The organism is Candidatus Uhrbacteria bacterium (assembly GCA_016699205.1).
Taxonomy (GTDB): Bacteria; Patescibacteriota; Patescibacteriia; order 2-12-FULL-60-25; family 2-12-FULL-60-25; genus CAIXDN01.
Genome location: CP064964.1, coordinates 458,584 through 477,884, shown reverse-complemented (window position 1 = coordinate 477,884; position 19,301 = coordinate 458,584). Strand labels below are relative to the sequence as shown.

The window sequence follows — 19,301 nt, the reverse complement described above, 5'->3', positions numbered from 1 at the left end:
CTCCTTCAACCCGGAGATAGGCGATGATGACGGAAATCCTACCCCCTTCCTACGCACTGCCCCGCCTCGACGAGCTCATTGGTCCTTGGACCATCCCGTCCTGGCTCAAGGCCCAGTACGAGGAGCTCGGTAAGAGCGACAAGATCTACAACCGCTTTGCGGCGATGGGTCTTGTCACCAACCGCTTCCTGCCCGTGACCAATGCAGAGCTCGAAGCCTTCGTCGAAAGCAACTACGACAAGGAGTTCGAGAAGCGCACGCAAGCATGGCTCATGGCGCAGACGCCGGAGGACATGAAGGAAGTCGCCCATCTCGCCGAGCTCGAGGCCCTGAGCCTCGTCACCGAGCTCGACGTCCTCGAAGCTCGCAAGTGGCCGATCAACGACCTCATCCTCCTCGCGCTCGCGCGCGAGATCCTCGAGAGCGTGGCCATCCTCCTCCGCCGCCGCGGCTATGGAAGCCGAGTCCTCCCGCTCATCGCGATCATGGACGAGCAGGCGGACAAGCGCATCCCGTTTGCCACGCTTCTGCCTCCGAGCTTCCGCCCGCAGACGCTACTCGCGGTGCGAGGCCTCTCGCCCCGCAAGTGGTGGGGCCGAGTTCTCGGTCCATTCTCCTGATACAGAAACGCCCCGATCCACACGGATCGGGGCGTTCTCACGTTTCACTAGTTTTTCTTCTTTTTGATTTGCTGGTGGATCTCATCGAGCATCGATTCATCCATTGCAGCGACGGCGTTATTGAGTGCGTTTTTGGAGGCCTCGGCTTGCGCCCGTTCAAGCTGATAGAGATCGCCGTATTCATCAGGATTCAATAAAGCCAATTCCCGACGCAATTCCGCGCGGATCCCCTCGGCTTCTACGACTTCAGATTGCAAGGTCTGCAGTTCTCCTTGTACAGCTTCAAGTCGCTGCAGGTCGGAAAACTTAGCCATACCCATGTCCACGACTTCCTTCAGGCTAAGATACTCTTTGTTCAGGGTTTCTAATTCACGTCTGAGTCCAACCAGAATATTGGTTTGATCCGGAACGATCTTGGTCTCCAGGGCTTGCATGCGCTCGATCCGTCGCTGGATTTCCTTGGCATCAAAAGCGACCACATTATTTTTCTTGAGTTTTGCATCAAGCGAGACGCGCTCCGCACTGGAAACGTCGTCGTAACTGTGTGCAGATTCAGGGTTATTCATAACGATTTAGTATACCGGATTTTAGGTAAAAAGTCAATATTGGATTATTTCCATTCAACGGTCACTTCCGCATCCCTCGCAATCAATCTCACCAGTCTCCCAAGCTCCGTTTCCGACGTCGTTTTAGCTCTCGCCGTAATCTCTGCTCTCGTCGCCGCCTCATTCGCGGCCCGCTCGAGCTCCGCGAGCGCCTGATTATATCCATCATCCGGTTCCAGCACACGTTTCAAAAGTCCCTGCGTATTTCTGACTTCAATCGGTCCGATCAAACGCGTATTAAACACATTCGGTCCCGTCGCTCGAATCGTCACCTTGTTTCCATCGACTTTCACATCGCTCTCGGAAAGTTTTGCAAGGTCGATTCCAAGATTTGCCTCCATGCTCCCGCGCGCCTCGATCGTCTGCCCAACAAAGAAATCTTTGAAAGCGCTGCCGGTTGTCTTCTTGATGGTCACCGGCTGATCAAATACATACGTCTGCGTGACTAAAAATCCTTGATCGCGCAGCGCAGTCAGAATCGCTTGGCTGTTCACGACCGTCTGCATCCCGCTTCCCGGAGAGAAAGCGAATCGTCCAAGCAGAATGCCGCCCAACAAGGCGACGAGAACACCGACCACGGCCCAAAGCATGCGTTGCATATGGAGATATCATCGCTGGATCGGTTCATTCCGTCCAGTTACCCACATTTTCTGATTTGGAGAGTCTGGACAATATGAAGAAAATACGATTCGATAGATGTCGCTCTTTTTGTATCAACATCGGCACGTGATGTGGGGTAAACATGGAGACGTTCTCGCAATCGAGACAAGCGCGCGCGGGCGCGATGGTACCGGCACTTCTTCCATTGGAGCGATGGAGTGATTGGGTGCCGCATCTTCTCGCACCAGGCGATGCAGAAGTGCTCGCCGAAAACACGATGACAGCCTTTGCATGGCTGAACCCGTCCCGAATCGAGTTCGTGCGTCATGCGGACGCTGTTGGGCTCGCGCAAAAACAGTGGGTCGGCATGGACTGCCTTCTTCACGAGCATTTCTCGAGGCGTCTCGATACGTCCTTGTCGGGCGACAGTGCGCTGCTTCGATGCTCGATCATGGGCTTGTATCAAGGAGCTCATACGCAGGCTCTGTGGGACACGCTTGTGTTTGCTCCCGCGTTGATTACGCTGAAGAGCACGCTTTCAGAGTGCGTGCGCCTCCTTCTTTTCTACGGTACGTGTTTCAAAAATACGGATCGTGAAGCCGACTATCGCGAGATCGAGTCTGTGCTCATGCTCTACGAGAACGGATTCATGCCGGCCGGGCTCTGCGCAAAAAGAACGCTCTATGTGGTTACTGGTTAGCCAATAACCACGGCCAAACCTCCCTTCCTGAGAACAGCCCCGCACCTCTCTGTGCGGGGCTTGCCTTTTTTGAAGGCGTATGGCATATTCAGGCCCGTTCGTTCCACCCGCGCCCGCGCCGCCTTAGCTCAGCTGGTAGAGCAACACTTTTGTAAAGTGAAGGTCCGCGGTTCAAATCCGCGAGGCGGCTCCATAAAACAGTTTTCAGTTGTCAGTTGTGAGTTTTCAGCCCTGACCCCTGACCACTGAAAACTAACCACTACCTACCTATGTCTCAAGACAACCTCATTAAACTCGAGTGCACCCAGTGCCGTAAGGTCAACTACCACTCGAGCAAGAACAAAAAGACGATCAAGGCCCGCCTTGAGATCGCCAAATTTTGTAAAACCTGCAAAGGACGTTCTCCGCACAAGGAGACCAAATAAGGTAGACTGTTGCCATGGCCACGTCCTCCCGATTTTCACCAAACTCCCCGATGATTCTCGGGGCGTTTGTATTTCTGGGAGGTTTTACGATGATGGCCTTTGAGATCATGGCCGCTCGTCTTGTCTCGCCCTTCCTCGGTTCTTCGCTACAGACTTGGACAGCTGTGATCGCTGCCGTGCTTCTCGGTATTGTTGCCGGATCCCGTCTCGGCGGATATCTGGCCGATCGTTTCCACCACGCTCGTCTCCTTGGATGGCTGCTTGCATTCAGCGGTCTATTTGCAGCCCTGGCCTACCTCATCGCTTTCACCATCGGACCGATTCTTTCCGCTTCAACGCTGCCGCTTCCGTTACTCACGCTCATCTTTTGCGTCTCCGTCTTCTTTCCTCCGGCCGCCATTTCCGCCTCGATCACTCCTGCCGCCGTCCGCGTCGGCCTCGACTCCCTTGATCGCACCGGCCGCGTCTACGGTATGCTCGGCGCTTGGAACTCGGCTGGAAGTATTCTCGGAACGTATCTGACTGGCTTTGTGTTCCAGGCGTATTTCTCGACACGCCAAGTCTGGTTCTTGCTCGCGATCCTTCTCATGATCGTCGGTTGTGTGTACTTGATGCGTATTCGCCGCGTATGAAATCGCTCCGTCTGCCTCCGGTTTGGATTTTGAATGGACTCGCGAGTTTTTGTTTGATGCTGATCCAGGTTTTATTCGGCCGCGCCCTCGCGCCATATCTTGGTACATCCGTTTTCACCTGGACTTCCGTCATCGGAGCAACGCTCATCGGCTTAACATTCGGTCAAGCAGCCGGTGGCTATCTCGCGGATCGCAAATCAGGCCGCCGTGCTTTGGCGCAGACATTCCTCTTGAGCGGTACGGCTGCTCTCGCAGCCAACTTTGCTCTCTCATTTTTCTCAACCCGCCTTTCCGCCTACCCGATGGACCTCGCCTTTCGTTCTATCATGCTCGCGCTTGTGGTTTTTGGTCCGGTCGCTTTCTTTCTCTCGATGGTCAGCCCCCAGCTCGCCAAGCTCGCCGTCGATGATCTCGGTCACACGGGTTCTATTATCGGTAAGCTCTCGGCTGCTGGTGCCGTCGGCAGCTTGCTCGGCGTCGGACTTGGCGGTTATGTGTTGATCGCCGCCCTCGGCGCGCAATATCTGATGTCAGCCGTCGCGATCGCACTCCTTTTGATAGGCGTATACATCGCAATAGGGGAGAACGTATTAAATTATCGCATCATCGGATTTCTGCTCGTGGTCAGTGCAGGTAATGTGCTCTTGCCCGGCATCTGCAAGATCGAGTCCAACTATTTTTGTATCCGCATCAAGGTCGATGGATTGGAAAACACGCCTCGCTACACGCTCCGCCTCGACCACTTGGTGCATTCCTATGTCTCGCCGCGTGATCCATCCGATCTCGGCTACGGGTATGAGCAGGTCTACGCACGTTTGATCGCGTCGCGCTACGCAACACGCGATTCTTTTCATGCCTACTTCATCGGCGGCGGCGGCTTTGTTCTGCCTCGCTATCTTGAAGCCTATTACCCCAACGCCACCTCCACCGTTTCCGAGATCGATCCGGCTGTCATTGAGGCTAATCATCGCTTCATGGAACTGTCGACAACGACCACCATCGTTATGGCCTCGGGCGATGCTCGTCGCCACCTCATGCGTAACGTCGATGAACCCTACGACCTCGTCTTCGGCGATGCTTTCAATGATTTCGGAGTCCCTGTTCACCTCACGACGCTCGAATTCCATCAGCTGCTCAAGTCACGCATGAAATCCGACGGCATCTACGCCCTCAACTTGATCGACGATAGCCGCTACGGCAATTTTCTTGCAGCGATGACGCTCACGCTACGCCAAGTCTGGAAGCATGTAGAAATCGCACCGCTCGCCGATACGCTTGAACCAGGTCGCAACACCATCGTTCTCATTGCTTCCGATGAACCGATCGATTCCGATCGCTGGCAGCGTGCTCGCCCTCCCTCCTTTGATCGCCTTGAAGCCGATGATCAAGCGATTGAAGCTTCCGCCAAACGTCTCGATCCAATGGTGGTAGAGGAGTTCCTCGCGCAGCACAAAGATGCTTCCATTCTTACTGATGACTATGCCCCGCTCGACCGTTACCTCGCCCCCGTCTTCCGAGACGCCTACTGATAAACCGATCAACCCGCTGCTCGCGGAAGCGTGGCCACCCGGTTCCAAGCGCGTCTATCGCATCGGCGTATTCTTTTGGATCTTGATCTTGCAGCCGCTCGCCATCCTCGCCGACTTCCTCCGTCCCTCCTATTGGCTGCTCTGGCATCTGCTCGCCTTAATGGCTGCTTTAGTGATCGGCCACATCATGACGATGCGTATCCTGGCCATCGCTATACAAGAATGGAAAAATCGGGTGTGATGTTGGCCATGGAACGATCTGCCCCGCTCACCGGAAGCGATTTCTACCGCTTTTTCCAATGCCCGCATTGGCCGTATTGGGAGCGTTTTGGCGATAAAGCCGATCGACGCCCGCTCACCAAAGAAGAGGAAAAGCGCCTCGCCGACGGTTTGGCTCACGAGCGCGAGATTATCGCGAGCCAATACGGTACGCCGGATGATCTGAGCGTCATCAAAAACATGGAAGAAGGCTCGGCCCGTACGCTCGAGCTCATGCGTGCCGGAGTCCCCATCATCTATCAAGGCTGGCTCGTCGATGGCGACTGGAGCGGCCGACCTGATTTGCTTGAGCGTCAACCAGGCAAAAGTCTGCTCGGTGATTATTTTTATGTTCCGGTTGATGTGAAGCGCGCGCATGAACTCAAAAAAGAGCACATGTGTCAGCTTTCGTTTTACGCGACCTTGCTCGAGCGCGTACAAGGCCACTTCCCATCCCACCCGGCCATCATCAACGGCGATGGGGAGCGCCTCGCTTTCAACGCTTCAGCATTCCAGAGTGAATTTGCAACGATCGTCGAGCAGCTTGAGCGCATCCGCTCCGGAGAAATGCCGGCCCCCGTCTATCGCAAAAGCTGTAATGATACATCGCCTTGGGGTGCAGCTTGTTTGCGCTTGGCCGAGTCCCGTCGTGATATCGCCCTGCTCTTCAATGTCGATGTAAAAAAATTGAAAGCACTCCGCTCGCTCGGCGTACTCACCATCGACGATGCCGCCATTCTCGATATCGACAGTTTGGAAGGACGTTTCCCTGGGCTCACGAGAAATGCGCTCGAGGCTGTCCGCCGCCAAGCCGAATCCTTGGTTCATGGCTCCGTGATGATCCGGAAACCATTCCTCGATCCGACCATGGGCCTGGAAATCCATTTTGATATTGAAAGCTATCCGCCGCTTGATCGCGATTATCTTTTTGGTTTCTGGCTCGGAAAAGAATACAAAGCATTTGTTGCAGAAAGACCGGAAGACGAGGGGCAAATGTGGAAAGACTTTCTTAAATGGACTTCAACCTTGCCCGAGCGCTACACCGTCTACCATTACGCCAACCATGAAGTCGCGCGTCTCTCGGTTCTGGCTAAGCGCTATGGCGATCTCGAGAATCAGGATCTTGAACGCTTCCGTAACTCGATGGTCGATTTGAAAGAAATCGCACGCGAACATATTGTATTTCCGCTCCATTTTTACAGCTTGAAAGCGATCGCTAAATTCCTCGGCTTTGCTTGGGAAGGCGATGTGAAAGGGGGAGCAGCATCCGTTCTTGCTTATGAACAATGGATGGAAAGCGGTGACCGCTCCATCCTCGATGCGATTATCCAGTACAATCGAGAAGACGTGCAGGCAACAGCCCATGTCCTTTCCTGGATGCGCCGCTTTGCCAAAGACATCCAGCGCTTCACCAAACCATTTCCTTGGTTCCAATAAACCTATGATCCGATCTCTCATGAACCGCTACACGCTACTCATCGTGGCTTTGTTGTTGATCCCGCAATTCGCTTTTGCGCAAGCAACCTCAACGAGCTCTACTTTGGAAGCCGTCACTTCCACGGCTCCCGTAGACAACGGCTCTTCCAACGGCACCGATGGCTCCGGTGCTCCGGAAAACAGTGTAAGCGATCGCGAGGGTCAATATGAGCGCGCGGTGGTTGAGTCGGTTTCGGTCGGTTCAAGCTCCATCCCAGGAGGTGCAGAGCAGATCAAGCTTTTCCGTGTCCGTTTCCTCTCCGGTCCGATGATCAACCAGATTCGAGAAATCCATTCTGATGTCGGTTCAAATCCTTACAATCTCGACCCACATGCAGGAGACAAGGTTGTGATCTTTATGCAGCCAGCTGAAACAGGTTGGAGTCTGTACATCGAAGGTTTTGATCGACGCGGCGCCATGCTTTGGCTGATCGGACTATTCGTCCTCACATTGGTACTGCTCTCTGGTTGGCAGGGCGTAAAGGTGGCACTCGGTATCGCGCTCTCGATTGCGATGATTGGCTACATTCTCATTCCGCTCTATTTACGCGGAGTCAATGCCGTACCGCTCGCGATTGTCCTCGCCGGTCTTTTCACTTTGATTTCAAGCGGACTAACCATCGGCTGGAATCGTAAAACCGTCGTCATTTCTGTTGGTACGATGGGCGGCGCACTCGTCGCATATTTGATCTCGCTGATCTTTGTCGATGCAACCCGTCTCTCCGGACTTTCCACGGAAGATGATCGTCTATTCTTCAATAAAAATCCCTTACTCGATCCGCGCGGTCTCTTGTTTGCCGGAATCATTATCGCGGCAGTTGGTGTTTTGGAAGATGTTGCCGTTTCCATCGCTTCCGGAGTTTCCGAGGTGCGTCGCGCTAATCCAAAAATAGGTTTCAAGGATTTGTTCACCGCTGGCATGGTCATCGGACGCGACCACATGGGAGCGCTCGCCAACACGCTTGTGTTTGCTTATGTCGGTGCCTCGCTTTCAACGCTGCTTCTCTACGAACAGTTTGGCGGTTCCTGGCTCAAATTCATCAACTTTGATTCCGTCACCGATGAAGTTGTTCGTTCGCTCGCCGGCACCATTGGCCTCGTGTTCACCGTTCCGATCACCGCTCTCCTCGCCGCCTGGGCGACGGTCCGCATGCCGCCAGAAAGCAAGAGTCATCGCCACTAAACAAAACACCCGCCTCATGGCGGGTGTTTTATATGGTCGGGCTAGAGGGACTCGAACCCTCGGCCTCTTCGTCCCGAACGAAGCGCGCTACCAACTGCGCTATAGCCCGACGGAGCGAGTACACAGACAAGTAAACTTGTCTGTGTGCGAGCGTAGGAGGACTATATCAAGCTCTTTAGCGAAGATATAGCCCGTAACCTCTCTTACCTAAGCGGGACGAGAATAGCAGGACTTGGAGAGAGAATCAAGTATTTGCCATGGGTTGATATCTCTATCGTTTTAAGCTATATTCACCGCCTATAATCATCCTATGAACAAGTCTCGTATTCTCGCATTGTCCGGCGGTGCTCTCGCCATCCTGCTCCTCGTTATCGGAGGAACATGGTTTTGGTCCGTTGGTTCTGTCGCGGCAGAAAAATTGCCTGCCATTCGCGTGCAAGTCGTGAAGGGCAATGTGGAATATAAGACAGGCGATGTTTGGTCAGTTGTAAAAGACGTCCAAGAAATCCACGCCGGTGACATGGTAAAGACCAGCGCCGATTCCGAAGCGGAAATTCTTTGGGGTGATCAAGGTGTAACCCGTCTCGACCAAAGCACCGAGCTTGAAATCGCTGATGCGCCAGCCGACGGCTCGGGCGCTGCGAGCTCCGTGATCAGTCTCAAGCTCAATGCCGGCCGCGTCTGGAATCGCATGCTCAAATTGCTCGACGTCGATAGCGCCATGGAAGTTCGTACAAGCGATGTGGTTGCAACCGTACGCGGAACTTCTTACGGCATCATCAAGCAGCCGAACTGTACGGAAGCAGCGGTCACGGAATCCGTTGTCGGTATTCTTGCTAACGGCGGCACCGACGAAACCCTTCTCACGGATGATCAGTGGGGGAGCTTTGGTCCGAATGACTGCAAAAAGCCCGTCCGCAATCTAACGGAAGCCGACATCTGGCCGGCTGAGCAAAAAGTAAAAGACACAAAATTTGACCGCGACTACATGGGCGAGCTGCGCAAGCGCCTTGATGCGCGTGCTGATTCCATCCCTGCAGCCCCGTCTTTTGTACGCAGCGCTTCCGAGCGCTTGCATCTCGCTCTCGCTTCCGGTGATGCGCGTGAAGATCTCGCAGCCGCCTACGCTAAGCGTGAGCTTGCGGCAGCTGTAGCAAATCCATCCAATATCAAGGTTTCGCTCGCAAATATCCGCGGCCTTTTGCCAGCCATGGGTCCTAAGGCCGGCTTGCTGCGCGGCGAGCTCCATATCGCAACGACGCTCTTGTCTCGTGCGCGTTACGCAGGTCTCCGTGAAAATATCAGTGATCTAGCTTTGCCGCAGGCTCTCACGGAAAGCTCCTCGCTCAGTGAGTTGCGCTTGCTTCGCGATGCCATCGTGAATGGCGATGAAACCGACACGCGTTATCGTGAACTCGTTCGTATTGATGAAGGCGTCGATGATGTTTTGGAAGGTGTTGATCTGACCGATGGCCGCACGCGCGTCGTCGCCGATCTTATGTCCCGTCTCGATGCGGTCGACGCTGCGCTCGGTGAAGCAGGCGATGATCGTTTGAAGAACAAGTCAGAAGCGATCCGCGCACGCTTGTCTGTCGCGCTCGGTATTCCGGATATCACCGTCCCGGTTGAGCCAGAGGACAAGCCGGAAATCCGCATCAATGAACCAACGCTCCGCAATCCGGTTATCAAACCTCCAACAAACCAGCCAACGACTCAAACCGGCCGTGTCTATCAGAGTCTGACCTTGCTCGCCTCACCATCCGCGCCGATCAGTGGGCAACCGGTCACCCTTAAACTCTTTGGCATCAAGTCCGATGGTCGGGCAGATGAGCTAACCTCCAAAGCTTCCTTCTCACTCGCACGATCAAGTGACGGATCTTTGCAGGGCAATGTCCTTACGCCAGTCTTCATCGGAACAATTACAATCAATGCTTCCTTTAGCGACACGGTCGGTTCACGCACGGTGTCTGCGAATATTGTTCACTCCGCAGCCAAGCTCACAGGCCTTCAGTCGATTGAAATCCGCTTTACCGGTCCGACCACCGTCACCTGTAGCGCAAGCCTTCCGTACAAGGTCTTCGCGATCTACGGCGACAAGACCAGCAAAGACGTCTCGATCTCTTCGACAGTTACCGTCAGCGATTCCAAGCTTCTGTTTCCAGGCGACGGAAAAATCTTGACCTTCTGCTCCGGCCAACAAGCTTCCGGCTCGGTAACGGCTCGTTACACGGAGCAGGGTGTAACCAAAACAAGCTCGGCAACAATCACGGTAACGCCAGATGCATCAACCCCTTCTGCGCCCGGCAGTCGCTATCCATACCGCATCTACTAAAAGCAGAAAAAGAAAAGCGCCTCATACCAGATTGGTAGAGGCGCTTTTACGTAGGTGCCCGTTAGGGCAAAGGTGCGTCAGTGCACGGTCGGTTCACATCGCTGACACGCGCAGGTGTTGGCGATGACGTGGCGCGCGCCCATGGGATCCTCGATCCTGTACAGATCTCGGTACTGGTCGGGAGTGATACCCGAGCAGTCCCAGTAGGCCTCACCATCGGCTCGCGCGAGCAGGAAGCTCGTTACGTGCTCGCAGCTCGCGACGTCGCGACCGGGTCGGCGGCTGTAGCCGGTCTCGGTGGTGACCGTGTCGGTCGGCGTGGACGTTTCCGTCTCGGCCGTCGTCTCGGTCTCGCTCACCGTCTCGGTCTCCGACTCCGTGGACGTTTCCGTCTCGGTGGTCGCGACCGTGTGGTGGCGGTTGAAGCCGCCGCTGCCCCACATGAAGAGCACGGCGAGGAGCGCGAGGGCTCCGAGGATCAGCACACCGACGCCGAGAGCCCTGCTCAGACCGTTGCCGGTCGAGTTACTCTTGGCGATGGCCTGCTGCATCTGCGTGGGGCTCTTCTTGTCGAGCTCGTCGGGCGTCTTGAGCGGTGTCTGCTTGGGCTGCCTCGCGGCATCCTCGGCGTTCAGCCGCGCCTGCTCGAGACGGTGCAACTCGCTCTGCTGCTCGCCGGCCCAGAAGAAGCCGATCGAGTGCGAGATCTTGCCGTCCGGCTTCACGAAGTGGACGTTGGTCCGCTTGCTCTTATCATGCGACGAGACCGCCTCGATGTTGGCGAAGCGGAAGCGCTGCCCGATCTTGACGACCGCGGGGCTGCCCTGAGTGATGCGCACCCAGTTGGCGAGCTCGTCGAGCACGAACGTGCCATGGGTGCTGCCCAGATCCTCGATCTGGAGGCTGCCCTCATTGATCGTGAGGACGGCGTGGTGGGCGCTGATGTGCGGCTGTTCGATCACCCAGTCGTTGTTCAGTGCTCGACCCACACGCATGCGCGTGCGGACCTCCACGGGCTCGCTGTTGGACGGAGCCGGAGGCTCCAAGACCGGCGGGACCTCGGTCTCTGCCGGCGGCTGCTGCTGCGGGTGCTGGTTCATTTCCTTCTCCATACTGATGGAGACGTGCACGGACGGCTCCTCGGAAGGGGCCGGCGAGGCGGGCGAGACAGCGGCGGGTGCCACCGTCTTGAGCGGAGCGTCGTGCGTCACGGCCTCATCGGCCGGACGAACGGATTCCGGACCCGACTGCCAGACAGTCTCGATCACGGGAGCCGCGGACGCGGGCGGGACGATGAGCGGCTGCCGCTCTTCCACCGGAGGCGGAGGAGGCGGCGGCGTGAGGCTCACCGCGATGGTGGGACCAGTGGCCGTGCGACGCGCCTTGTCTGCCGCGACGATCGCGTGCAGTCGAAGGGCCTCTTTCTTGCCCTCCTCCGTCACGGCCTTGAGCTCGAGCTCGCCGAGACCGAGCGCCATGCGCTCGAGATCGGTGTCGCTCACGCCTTGGATCCGTTCCGGCAGCGTGCTCGGGGTCGCGTTGGCGGCCTCGAGGCACAAGCGCTGGAGCGTGTACTCGAGCGTGCGCTGGAGAGATGCCTTGGTGGCACGGCCCGCGATCACGAGCTCGTTGTCCGCCTTGATGGCGTCCTTGTCGAGCTGCATGTCGAGATCGCTGATGACGACCTCGATGGCGGCGGCACGCTCGCGCAGTGAGAGCGTGCTGTCGCGCAGGAGCTCCTCGCCGAGGCCGACCGTCTTGTCGAAGGCGGCCTTGACCTGAAGCGTGAACTTCTCGGTCTCGTTCAGGTCCTCGATCTCGCCGCCCGGCGTGCCGGTGTCGATGAGCAGCGCGTCGACCTCGTTCTCGTGGACCCCGGTCTCCCGGAGATCCTCGTCGCCGTCGTCGCCGTTGTTGTTGTCGTCGCTCTCGTCGCCCGCCTCGTCCTCGGAGGACTCGCTGAGCGTGTCCGTCGCGGAGGCCGCGGCGATGCTGGATACCGTGCTCGGAAGCACCGCATCCTCGATGTCGTCGAAGCTGAAACCCTTCTTCTCGTTGGCCATGTCTGTTCTCCTTCTCGTGTTTTGAAGATCCAAAATCGTTGCGGCAACGCGGCCGCTCGCATTCCCACGGCCTTCCGGGGAACGTGATAAAATACCATAAATTAGCCAAAATGTCAATGATTTCTAACATCATTGCGGTAATACCAAAAAAATGGCTAAAATAAGGGCTATGTCGCGACCAAAACCCGTTGTTCTGATCATCATCGATGGATTCGGTATTGCCCCTCAGGCAGACGGGAACGCGATTTACGATGCAAAAATGCCCGTTTTCAAACGCTTGATCGAGTCTTATCCGGCAATGACCGTGCATGGATCCGGGGGCGCTGTCGGTCTTTCATGGGGAGAAATGGGTAATTCTGAAGTCGGCCACCTCACGATTGGAGCCGGCCGCATTTTTTACCAAAGTCTGCCCCGCATCAATCTCTCGATTGAAACCGAAGAATTCTATAGTAACAACGCGTTGAAAAAAGCCGTCGCTCATAGCAAGGCAAATGGCGGGAGATTGCATCTCATGGGCTTATTGTCGCAAGGCAATGTTCATGCCTCGCAAGAACACCTGAACGCTTTGCTTGAATTCTGTAAGCGCGAAGGTCTAAAAGATGTTCCCGTCCACTGTTTCCTCGATGGCCGCGACGCGATTTATAATTCCGGTCTTGGTTTTGTCGGAGAATTGGAAGCCAAGATGGCCGAGCTCGGTACGGGAAAAATCGCCACGCTCGCCGGACGCTATTTTGCGATGGATCGCGACAGCCGTTGGGACCGCGTAGAAAAAGCCTACAACACGATTGTCCGTGCCGAGGGCGAGCGCGCAGATTCTGCCGTCGCCGCACTGGAAGCTTCCTATGCAAAACAAGTGTTTGATGAAGAATTCATTCCGACCGTGATTGGTGTCGGAGCTCCGGTGAAAGAAGGGGATGCTGTGATCTTTTTTAACTTTCGTCCGGACCGCGCAAGAGAAATGACCAAGGCATTTGCCCTCCCGGCTTTTGATAAATTCCCGCGCGAGTATCTCAAGAATGTATTATTTGTCACGATGACGGAGTTTGAAAAAGATCTTCCGGTAGAAGTCGCCTTTCCTCCTCAGCCGATTGAAACGTCCTTGGCAAAAGTCGTTTCCGACGCTGGCTTGCGTCAGCTGCACATCGCCGAGACGGAAAAGTATGCGCATGTCACATTTTTCTTGAACGGCATGCGCGAGGACGAGTTCCCTGGCGAGGATCGCGTCATTATCCCAAGTCCGCGCGTCTCCAGTTATGATCAGGTTCCGGAAATGTCCGCCTTTTTGATCGCGGAACGCGTTGTAAAGGAAATCGCTGCCAGTTCTTACGATTTTATTGTTCTCAACTTCGCCAACCCTGACATGGTTGGTCATACGGGTAATTACGAAGCAACGGTAAAAGCTTGTGAAGCCGTTGATAAAGCGATCGGCTCTATTGTTGACGCAGCGCTTGCTGTCGGCGGAGCGGTTCTTATAACCGCTGACCATGGGAATGCAGAAGAAGTAAAAAATCTAGTGACCAGCGACATGGATAAAGAGCATTCCACCAATCCCGTGCCCTTTATTATTGCGAGCAAAGAACTGGAAGGTATCCGCGCCCCTTCCGGCGATGTCATTGGCGGCGATCTTTCTCTAAACGCTCCCGTCGGCATGTTGGCTGATGTCGCTCCAACCGTGCTCAAGCTTCTCGAGATCACACCTCCGCCAATCATGACGGGCCAACCGCTGATTTAGTGTGACGAATTCAAAAACCGCGGCCAAAGTCGTACAGGTTTTATCCAAGCGCTATCCGGAAAAGGGGATGGTCGACATGGGGAAAGCGGAAGACACGCTCATCGCGACTCTCCTATCAGCGCGCAGCACAGATGTGCAAGTGCTCCGTGTTTATCCGGGGCTCCGCCGCGCTTATCCGACCTTGGCAGATTTAGCCAAAGCTCCCGTCGCAAGCATCGCATCCAAAATTGCTTCCATCGGGCTCTATCGCAACAAGGCAAAAGCCATCAAAGCATTGGCATGGATGTTGATGGATGATTTTGACGGCCAAGTACCCCGCACGATGGATGAGCTCGTGCGCTTACCCGGAGTTGGCCGCAAAACCGCAAGCTGCGTTCTTGCCTACGCATTCAAGATCCCCGCTATCGCTGTCGACACGCATGTCTATCGCGTCGTGCATCGTCTCGGCTGGGCCAAGGGAAAGACCGCTGAACAGGTTGAAATGGAGTTGCGTAAGCTTGTTCCGGAAAAAGAGTGGATCGACATCAACCGATCGATGGTTCAATTTGGCCGTGATATCTGTAAGCCGGGAAAGCCGCAATGTTATCGTTGCCCCGTCGCAAAGTGGTGTGCATACCCAAATAAGACAAAAGTCTGATACCCTCTATCCATGTCTGGTGAAATCTTGATTCTGCAGGGAATACAGCAAGCAATGTCCGGTGAAGCCGGCCAAGCCTTGTCTGTCTTTTTTTCCCGCTACCTTGTTTTTGTCTTCGCCTTCCTTGTGGCGATTCTTGGTTTTTGGCGCAAGCGCCGTCATCTCCGCAAGATTGTTTACGAGGCTACTTGGGCTGCATTGATCGCAATGGTGGTAGCGACGGTATCCGGTCAATTCATTGGACGCATCCGTCCATTTATCGCTGATGCTTCCGTGCAGGTGCTCATTCCTCCGCCGCTTACGATCTACTCGTTTCCGTCGGGCCACACGGCTACGTCTTTTGCTGCCGCCGTCGTTCTCGTCTACGGAAGTCCGGGCATCGGTATGCTTGCGCTTTTGGCTGCAACGCTTATCGGCTTTGGCCGCATGGCAACGGGTGTCCATTATCCGACGGATGTACTCGCCGGTGCATTGCTCGGCAGTCTCGTCGGCGTCATTGTTCATTACGTGAAGCTTCGTCAGACCATAAAAAAACAAGCTCCGGAATCCTATGCGAAACATGGTTAAGCTGTTGGTCGTTCTCGTCTTGTTGTTCGGTATCTGGTTTGGCTGGCAATGGGCCAATGAAGCCTATTGGGCCGTACCTGTCGGAGCGGTAAAGGCGGTAGAAATCCCGGAAGGTGCTGATGGCGCCAAGGTCGCGCAGATTTTGGAAGAGAACGGCATCATCGAGTCCGCAGCTCGTTATAGAATGTATGGCCGTTTTGACAGCGCGCTAAACCGCGCACGCCCTGGCTCCTATCAAATCCGCCCGGGAACAAATTATCGTGAAATTGCCCGACAGCTCGCTCTCGGACCTGCCAGAACAGAAGTACAAATCACGATCATAGAAGGTGAAACGGTCGATGCGCTTATTGATCAATTGCAGGACGAGCAGCAAATCGACCCCGCAGATGCCGTGCGTGTTATCGGCCGCTCGCTCGATCGCGTTCCTTTTGATCTCGCGCTACGCGACACCTATCCCTTTCTCGGAAGCTTGCCCCGCGACCGCTCATTGGAAGGCTATCTTTTCCCAAATACCTATCGCGTTTGGGCCGATCAATTGCCGGAAGGCCTGATCGCCAAACAGCTCGATGAATTCAGTAAGCGTTTTTCCGCTGCTAAGCCTGGTGCCGCAAGTGCTCCGCTCACCGATCTCGACGACGTCATTATTCTTGCCTCGATTGTTCAGGATGAAGTCCGTTCCGAAGAAGACATGCGTTTGGTCGCCGGCTTGTTCCTGAACCGTTTACGCGACGGGATGGCCCTTCAATCCGATGCAACATTGAATTACATGACGGGCTCGGGCCGCGCCCGCGCCACCTCGCGCGATCTTTCCATCGACTCTCCGTGGAATACCTACAAGTATCGGGGTCTGCCGCCATCACCCATCGGCAACCCGGGAGAGGCGGCGATCAAGGCTGTTTTGAATCCAGAACCAAGCGAATATCGCTATTTTTTGACCGATGAAGCCGGAAAAACCTATTACGCCAGAACCCTGGATGAGCATATAGCCAATCGCCAAAAAGCCGGATATAGCCAGTAAAACAGGAAATAATAGAAGATTGACAAAACCGCAATTTTGTAGTATATTGATTCGTTCTCTGCTCATAAAGGCAGGGAGATACTAACAACGTTCAAGGAGTTCATCATGGACGGGAGCTTTGCAGCTCGTTCTGATGTCGAGCTGGTGATATCGCTCATACGCGACGAATCAGGCGAGTACCCGGTACAAGAACCCGAACCCGTCGAGTCGGACGACGACGAAGACCTGGTGATTCCGACCCTCAGCCCGGATGAGCGTCAGCGCATGAGCTTGCGCGATCGCTTGGCGCGGCTGGTACTTGAGGAGGAGTTCAACTACTTTCTCTGGCGCCACGGCCGTGACGAGATGTACCTGGTCGGTTTCGAAACCGATCCGCTGCGCATCTGGAACCGTCTTGGTCTGGGCCACAGAACCGAGCTCATCGTGAACCGCATCAACCGCATCAACCAGCTGGAAGTCCTCGCCCTCAATCAGGACGAATGTCTCAGCACCTATCTCAAGGGCGAGACGATGCTGGAGATGCTCTCGGAAGTGCGGCGCGACTGGATCCGCGGCAAGGTGCAAAAGCGCTCCAAAGAGCGTCAGTCGCGAGAAAAGGCAGGCAAACCCAACCAGGAGGACCTACTCTGGAAGCAAATCCGCTAAACAACCAAAGACTCGATCTCTGAAGCCCGGCCATGTTCACATGGTCGGGCTTCTTCGTTATCATCTGCCCATGTCCACCTTTACGCTTTCTTCCGATCCGGGTGGCTCGGTCAAAAAAATCGACTACGTCCAAGCGCTCAATCAGGAGCAATTGGCTGTCGTTCTGGAGGGTGATGGCCCTTGTCTTGTGTTAGCTGGAGCCGGTTCCGGCAAAACCCGCACGTTAACCTATCGCGTAGCCTATCTCATCGAGCACGGCGTTGATCCGTCCTCGATTTTGCTACTCACATTTACCAATAAGGCGGCAAAAGAGATGTCTGGCCGCGTAGAAAGCGTGCTCGGACCCTCGGCTCGCGGTATTTGGGGCGGTACCTTCCATTCAATCGGCGCACGCTTATTGCGCTCATTCGCAGAAGACCTCGGCTATCAATCCAATTTTTCCATTCTCGACCAAGAAGACAGTCGCAATCTAATCAAAGCCGTCATGAAAGACTTGGCCATCGATCCAAAGGCCCGGCGTTTCCCGACCGCATCTGTCGTAGGCGATATTTTGTCCTACGCCCGCAACACCCAGCACTCCATCGATGACGTGCTTGAAATAAAATATCCCAACTTCCAAGCCTTCATCACGGACATCGAGGAAATCGCCAAGCAATATCATCAGAGAAAAAAGCAGGCGAACGCCATGGACTTTGATGACTTGCTCACCAATCTCGCCATGCTGCTCGATAGCCCGGACGGCAAAAGAATTTCCGAGCGCTTCCGCTACGTGCTCGTCGACGAGTATCAAGATACGAACGCCGTGCAGGCGCGTATCGTCGCTGGATTTTCCAAAATCCATCGTAATATTATCGCCGTTGGCGACGACGCGCAGTCGATCTATGCGTTCCGAGGCGCAGATGTAAAAAACATTCTTTCTTTTCCTGAACAATTTGCGGATGCAAAGATTTTTAAATTGCTTACAAACTACCGCTCAACGCCTCAAATCCTCGATCTCGCCAATGAATCGCTCTCGCACAACCGCCATCAATTCAAAAAAGAGCTAATTGGACTGAGGGAAAAAGGGGATAAGCCTCGTTTGATCGCCTGTTCATCAGCCTCGCAGGAAGCGCGATATATCGCAGAACAGGTCTTGGCTTTGCGCGATGGGGGAGTCGCTCTTGCCAACATGGCGGTGTTGTTCCGTTCGAGTGCTCATTCCCAAACGCTGGAATTTGAGTTGATGAAGCGCGATATTCCGTACGAGTATCGCGGCGGCCAAAAGTTTTTTGAACGCGCACACATAAAAGATGTCGTGTCTTTTTTACGCGTGTATGAAAATCCAAAAGATGAAGTCGCTTGGCTGCGCACGCTTGGATTGCAAACAGGTATCGGCGCAACAACCGCGGGAGACATCGCTTCGCAGATGCGCGTGATAGAAAGCGTCGACATGATCGTCGATGGTTCCGCTGGTCTGCGTATCCCTGCCCGCGGACAAACTGGTTGGAATGACATGATGCTGATTCTCAAAAACTTTTTGGAGAAGGGAAGATTCCCGGCTCAGCTTATCCGCGCCGTCACATCGTCCGCATATCAGGATTATTTGGAGCGCGAATATCCAAACTGGCGTGAACGCTTGGAAGATTTGGAACAGCTCGCCCTCTTTGCAGAAGGCTATGATGATCTCGCCGCCTTCCTCGCCGACATCTCGCTCTACGATGATGTTGTCGCCCAATCAGCGACGCGTGAAGCGAGAGGTGTGGAGCGTGAGGAGAAAATGATCCTCTCGACCATCCACCAAGCCAAAGGCTTGGAATGGGATACAGTTTTTATTATCCATTTAGCCGACCAAAGCTTCCCAAATCGCCGCGCGCTCGCAGAAGAAGACGGAATGGAAGAGGAGAGACGCTTGTTTTACGTTGCTGTTACACGCGCCCGCCGCCAACTGTTCTTAAGTTACCCGCTCACCCTCGGCCAAGAGTCATTGGTTTTGAATCAGCCATCGACATTCATCGAAGAAGTCGATCCGCATCTATTCGAAAGAGTAGAACTGCGCGAGGCTGGTTCCGGAACGACAAAGTGGCAACAATCCAAAAAAGCCGGTGCATGGTCTTGGGACGATAGCGAGGGGAGTGATGGTTATGAAGAGCCGGCGATCCAAATCGCACCCACAACCGTTTGGAAAAAAGACGAAAAGCCAAAGAAGCCACTTAAGCCCGGTTCCTACCTGCGAGAGATCGAGGACCTTTAGCTGTCATTGCGAGGAGTAGCGACGACGAAGCAATCCTGAGCGTGCGGTC

18 protein-coding genes and 2 tRNA genes are annotated in these 19,301 nt (G+C 54.9%); 16 read left to right on the top strand and 4 right to left on the bottom strand.

Annotated features, from left to right (window positions below; genetic code table 11):
* Positions 1-23: 23 nt before the first annotated feature.
* Positions 24-620: a hypothetical protein gene (locus tag IPH19_02380; GenBank protein QQR61285.1), complete on the top strand. Its 597-nt coding sequence runs from the start codon at positions 24-26 to the stop codon at positions 618-620.
* 47 nt (positions 621-667) lie between these two features.
* Here IPH19_02380 and IPH19_02375 read toward each other — a convergent pair whose 3' ends face one another.
* A complete protein-coding gene (locus IPH19_02375; GenBank protein ID QQR61284.1) occupies positions 668-1,186 on the bottom strand; it encodes a hypothetical protein in 519 nt (172 codons plus the stop codon).
* A 44-nt stretch (positions 1,187-1,230) separates the two neighbouring features.
* Positions 1,231-1,824: a DUF4230 domain-containing protein gene (locus IPH19_02370; protein ID QQR61283.1), complete on the bottom strand. Its 594-nt coding sequence runs from the start codon at positions 1,822-1,824 to the stop codon at positions 1,231-1,233.
* Between the two features lie 143 nt (positions 1,825-1,967).
* Here IPH19_02370 and IPH19_02365 point away from each other — a divergent pair, with 143 nt between their 5' ends.
* The 8 genes from IPH19_02365 (at position 1,968) to IPH19_02330 (ending at position 8,028) form a co-directional block, all read left to right on the top strand.
* A complete protein-coding gene (locus IPH19_02365; GenBank protein ID QQR61282.1) occupies positions 1,968-2,525 on the top strand; it encodes a hypothetical protein in 558 nt (185 codons plus the stop codon).
* A 117-nt stretch (positions 2,526-2,642) separates the two neighbouring features.
* A tRNA-Thr gene (locus IPH19_02360) sits at positions 2,643-2,718 on the top strand.
* Between the two features lie 76 nt (positions 2,719-2,794).
* Positions 2,795-2,950, top strand: coding sequence for a 50S ribosomal protein L33 (rpmG, locus tag IPH19_02355; GenBank protein QQR61281.1), 156 nt, complete (start codon positions 2,795-2,797; stop codon positions 2,948-2,950).
* A 14-nt stretch (positions 2,951-2,964) separates the two neighbouring features.
* A complete protein-coding gene (locus tag IPH19_02350) occupies positions 2,965-3,582 on the top strand; it encodes a fused MFS/spermidine synthase (GenBank protein ID QQR61280.1) in 618 nt (205 codons plus the stop codon).
* Positions 3,579-5,111, top strand: a complete 1,533-nt coding sequence (locus IPH19_02345; GenBank protein QQR61279.1) for a fused MFS/spermidine synthase — start codon at positions 3,579-3,581, stop codon at positions 5,109-5,111. The genes IPH19_02350 and IPH19_02345 overlap by 4 nt, the downstream gene beginning before the upstream one ends.
* Positions 5,062-5,352 (top strand): hypothetical protein, encoded by a 291-nt coding sequence (locus IPH19_02340; protein QQR61278.1) that lies wholly within the window; start codon positions 5,062-5,064, stop codon positions 5,350-5,352. The genes IPH19_02345 and IPH19_02340 overlap by 50 nt, the downstream gene beginning before the upstream one ends.
* A gap of 8 nt (positions 5,353-5,360) precedes the next feature.
* Positions 5,361-6,806: a TM0106 family RecB-like putative nuclease gene (locus IPH19_02335; protein ID QQR61277.1), complete on the top strand. Its 1,446-nt coding sequence runs from the start codon at positions 5,361-5,363 to the stop codon at positions 6,804-6,806.
* A 4-nt stretch (positions 6,807-6,810) separates the two neighbouring features.
* The gene (locus tag IPH19_02330; protein QQR61276.1) at positions 6,811-8,028 is read left to right on the top strand and encodes a YibE/F family protein; all 1,218 of its coding nucleotides are present in this window, start codon (positions 6,811-6,813) and stop codon (positions 8,026-8,028) included.
* A gap of 33 nt (positions 8,029-8,061) precedes the next feature.
* Here IPH19_02330 and IPH19_02325 read toward each other — a convergent pair.
* A tRNA-Pro gene (locus IPH19_02325) sits at positions 8,062-8,137 on the bottom strand.
* Between the two features lie 201 nt (positions 8,138-8,338).
* Between IPH19_02325 and IPH19_02320 the strand changes: the two genes are divergently transcribed.
* Positions 8,339-10,360 (top strand): FecR domain-containing protein, encoded by a 2,022-nt coding sequence (locus IPH19_02320; protein ID QQR61275.1) that lies wholly within the window; start codon positions 8,339-8,341, stop codon positions 10,358-10,360.
* A gap of 77 nt (positions 10,361-10,437) precedes the next feature.
* On the opposite strand, the gene IPH19_02315 is transcribed toward IPH19_02320, so the two are convergent.
* On the bottom strand, positions 10,438-12,423 hold the full coding sequence (locus tag IPH19_02315; protein QQR61274.1) for an FHA domain-containing protein: 1,986 nt from the start codon (positions 12,421-12,423) through the stop codon (positions 10,438-10,440).
* A 169-nt stretch (positions 12,424-12,592) separates the two neighbouring features.
* Here IPH19_02315 and IPH19_02310 point away from each other — a divergent pair, with 169 nt between their 5' ends.
* The 6 genes from IPH19_02310 to IPH19_02285 all read left to right on the top strand — a co-directional run bounded on the left by IPH19_02310 (position 12,593) and on the right by IPH19_02285 (position 19,252).
* On the top strand, positions 12,593-14,155 hold the full coding sequence (locus IPH19_02310; GenBank protein ID QQR61273.1) for a 2,3-bisphosphoglycerate-independent phosphoglycerate mutase: 1,563 nt from the start codon (positions 12,593-12,595) through the stop codon (positions 14,153-14,155).
* A gap of 1 nt (position 14,156) precedes the next feature.
* A complete protein-coding gene (locus IPH19_02305; protein ID QQR61272.1) occupies positions 14,157-14,792 on the top strand; it encodes an endonuclease III in 636 nt (211 codons plus the stop codon).
* Between the two features lie 12 nt (positions 14,793-14,804).
* On the top strand, positions 14,805-15,359 hold the full coding sequence (locus IPH19_02300; protein QQR61271.1) for a phosphatase PAP2 family protein: 555 nt from the start codon (positions 14,805-14,807) through the stop codon (positions 15,357-15,359).
* Positions 15,343-16,377 carry an endolytic transglycosylase MltG gene (gene mltG / locus IPH19_02295; protein QQR61270.1) on the top strand — a complete coding sequence of 345 codons (1,035 nt, stop codon included), beginning with the start codon at positions 15,343-15,345 and terminating at the stop codon, positions 16,375-16,377. Before IPH19_02300 ends, mltG begins: the two co-directional genes overlap by 17 nt.
* Positions 16,378-16,482: 105 nt before the next feature.
* Positions 16,483-17,022, top strand: coding sequence for a hypothetical protein (locus IPH19_02290; protein QQR61269.1), 540 nt, complete (start codon positions 16,483-16,485; stop codon positions 17,020-17,022).
* Between the two features lie 70 nt (positions 17,023-17,092).
* The gene (locus tag IPH19_02285) at positions 17,093-19,252 is read left to right on the top strand and encodes a UvrD-helicase domain-containing protein (protein QQR61268.1); all 2,160 of its coding nucleotides are present in this window, start codon (positions 17,093-17,095) and stop codon (positions 19,250-19,252) included.
* The last annotated feature ends 49 nt before the right edge of the window (positions 19,253-19,301 follow it).

Coding starts and splice junctions, on each gene's coding strand:
- mltG (QQR61270.1), top strand. CDS start 15,343: ATGCGAAACATGGTTAAGCTGTTGGTCGTTCTCGTCTTGTTGTTCGGT.
- IPH19_02380 (QQR61285.1), top strand. CDS start 24: ATGATGACGGAAATCCTACCCCCTTCCTACGCACTGCCCCGCCTCGAC.
- IPH19_02365 (QQR61282.1), top strand. CDS start 1,968: ATGGAGACGTTCTCGCAATCGAGACAAGCGCGCGCGGGCGCGATGGTA.
- IPH19_02320 (QQR61275.1), top strand. CDS start 8,339: ATGAACAAGTCTCGTATTCTCGCATTGTCCGGCGGTGCTCTCGCCATC.
- IPH19_02330 (QQR61276.1), top strand. CDS start 6,811: ATGATCCGATCTCTCATGAACCGCTACACGCTACTCATCGTGGCTTTG.
- IPH19_02370 (QQR61283.1), bottom strand. CDS start 1,824: ATGCAACGCATGCTTTGGGCCGTGGTCGGTGTTCTCGTCGCCTTGTTG.
- IPH19_02285 (QQR61268.1), top strand. CDS start 17,093: ATGTCCACCTTTACGCTTTCTTCCGATCCGGGTGGCTCGGTCAAAAAA.
- IPH19_02335 (QQR61277.1), top strand. CDS start 5,361: ATGGAACGATCTGCCCCGCTCACCGGAAGCGATTTCTACCGCTTTTTC.
- rpmG (QQR61281.1), top strand. CDS start 2,795: ATGTCTCAAGACAACCTCATTAAACTCGAGTGCACCCAGTGCCGTAAG.
- IPH19_02300 (QQR61271.1), top strand. CDS start 14,805: ATGTCTGGTGAAATCTTGATTCTGCAGGGAATACAGCAAGCAATGTCC.
- IPH19_02315 (QQR61274.1), bottom strand. CDS start 12,423: ATGGCCAACGAGAAGAAGGGTTTCAGCTTCGACGACATCGAGGATGCG.
- IPH19_02375 (QQR61284.1), bottom strand. CDS start 1,186: ATGAATAACCCTGAATCTGCACACAGTTACGACGACGTTTCCAGTGCG.
- IPH19_02290 (QQR61269.1), top strand. CDS start 16,483: ATGGACGGGAGCTTTGCAGCTCGTTCTGATGTCGAGCTGGTGATATCG.
- IPH19_02310 (QQR61273.1), top strand. CDS start 12,593: ATGTCGCGACCAAAACCCGTTGTTCTGATCATCATCGATGGATTCGGT.
- IPH19_02345 (QQR61279.1), top strand. CDS start 3,579: ATGAAATCGCTCCGTCTGCCTCCGGTTTGGATTTTGAATGGACTCGCG.
- IPH19_02340 (QQR61278.1), top strand. CDS start 5,062: ATGCCCCGCTCGACCGTTACCTCGCCCCCGTCTTCCGAGACGCCTACT.
- IPH19_02350 (QQR61280.1), top strand. CDS start 2,965: ATGGCCACGTCCTCCCGATTTTCACCAAACTCCCCGATGATTCTCGGG.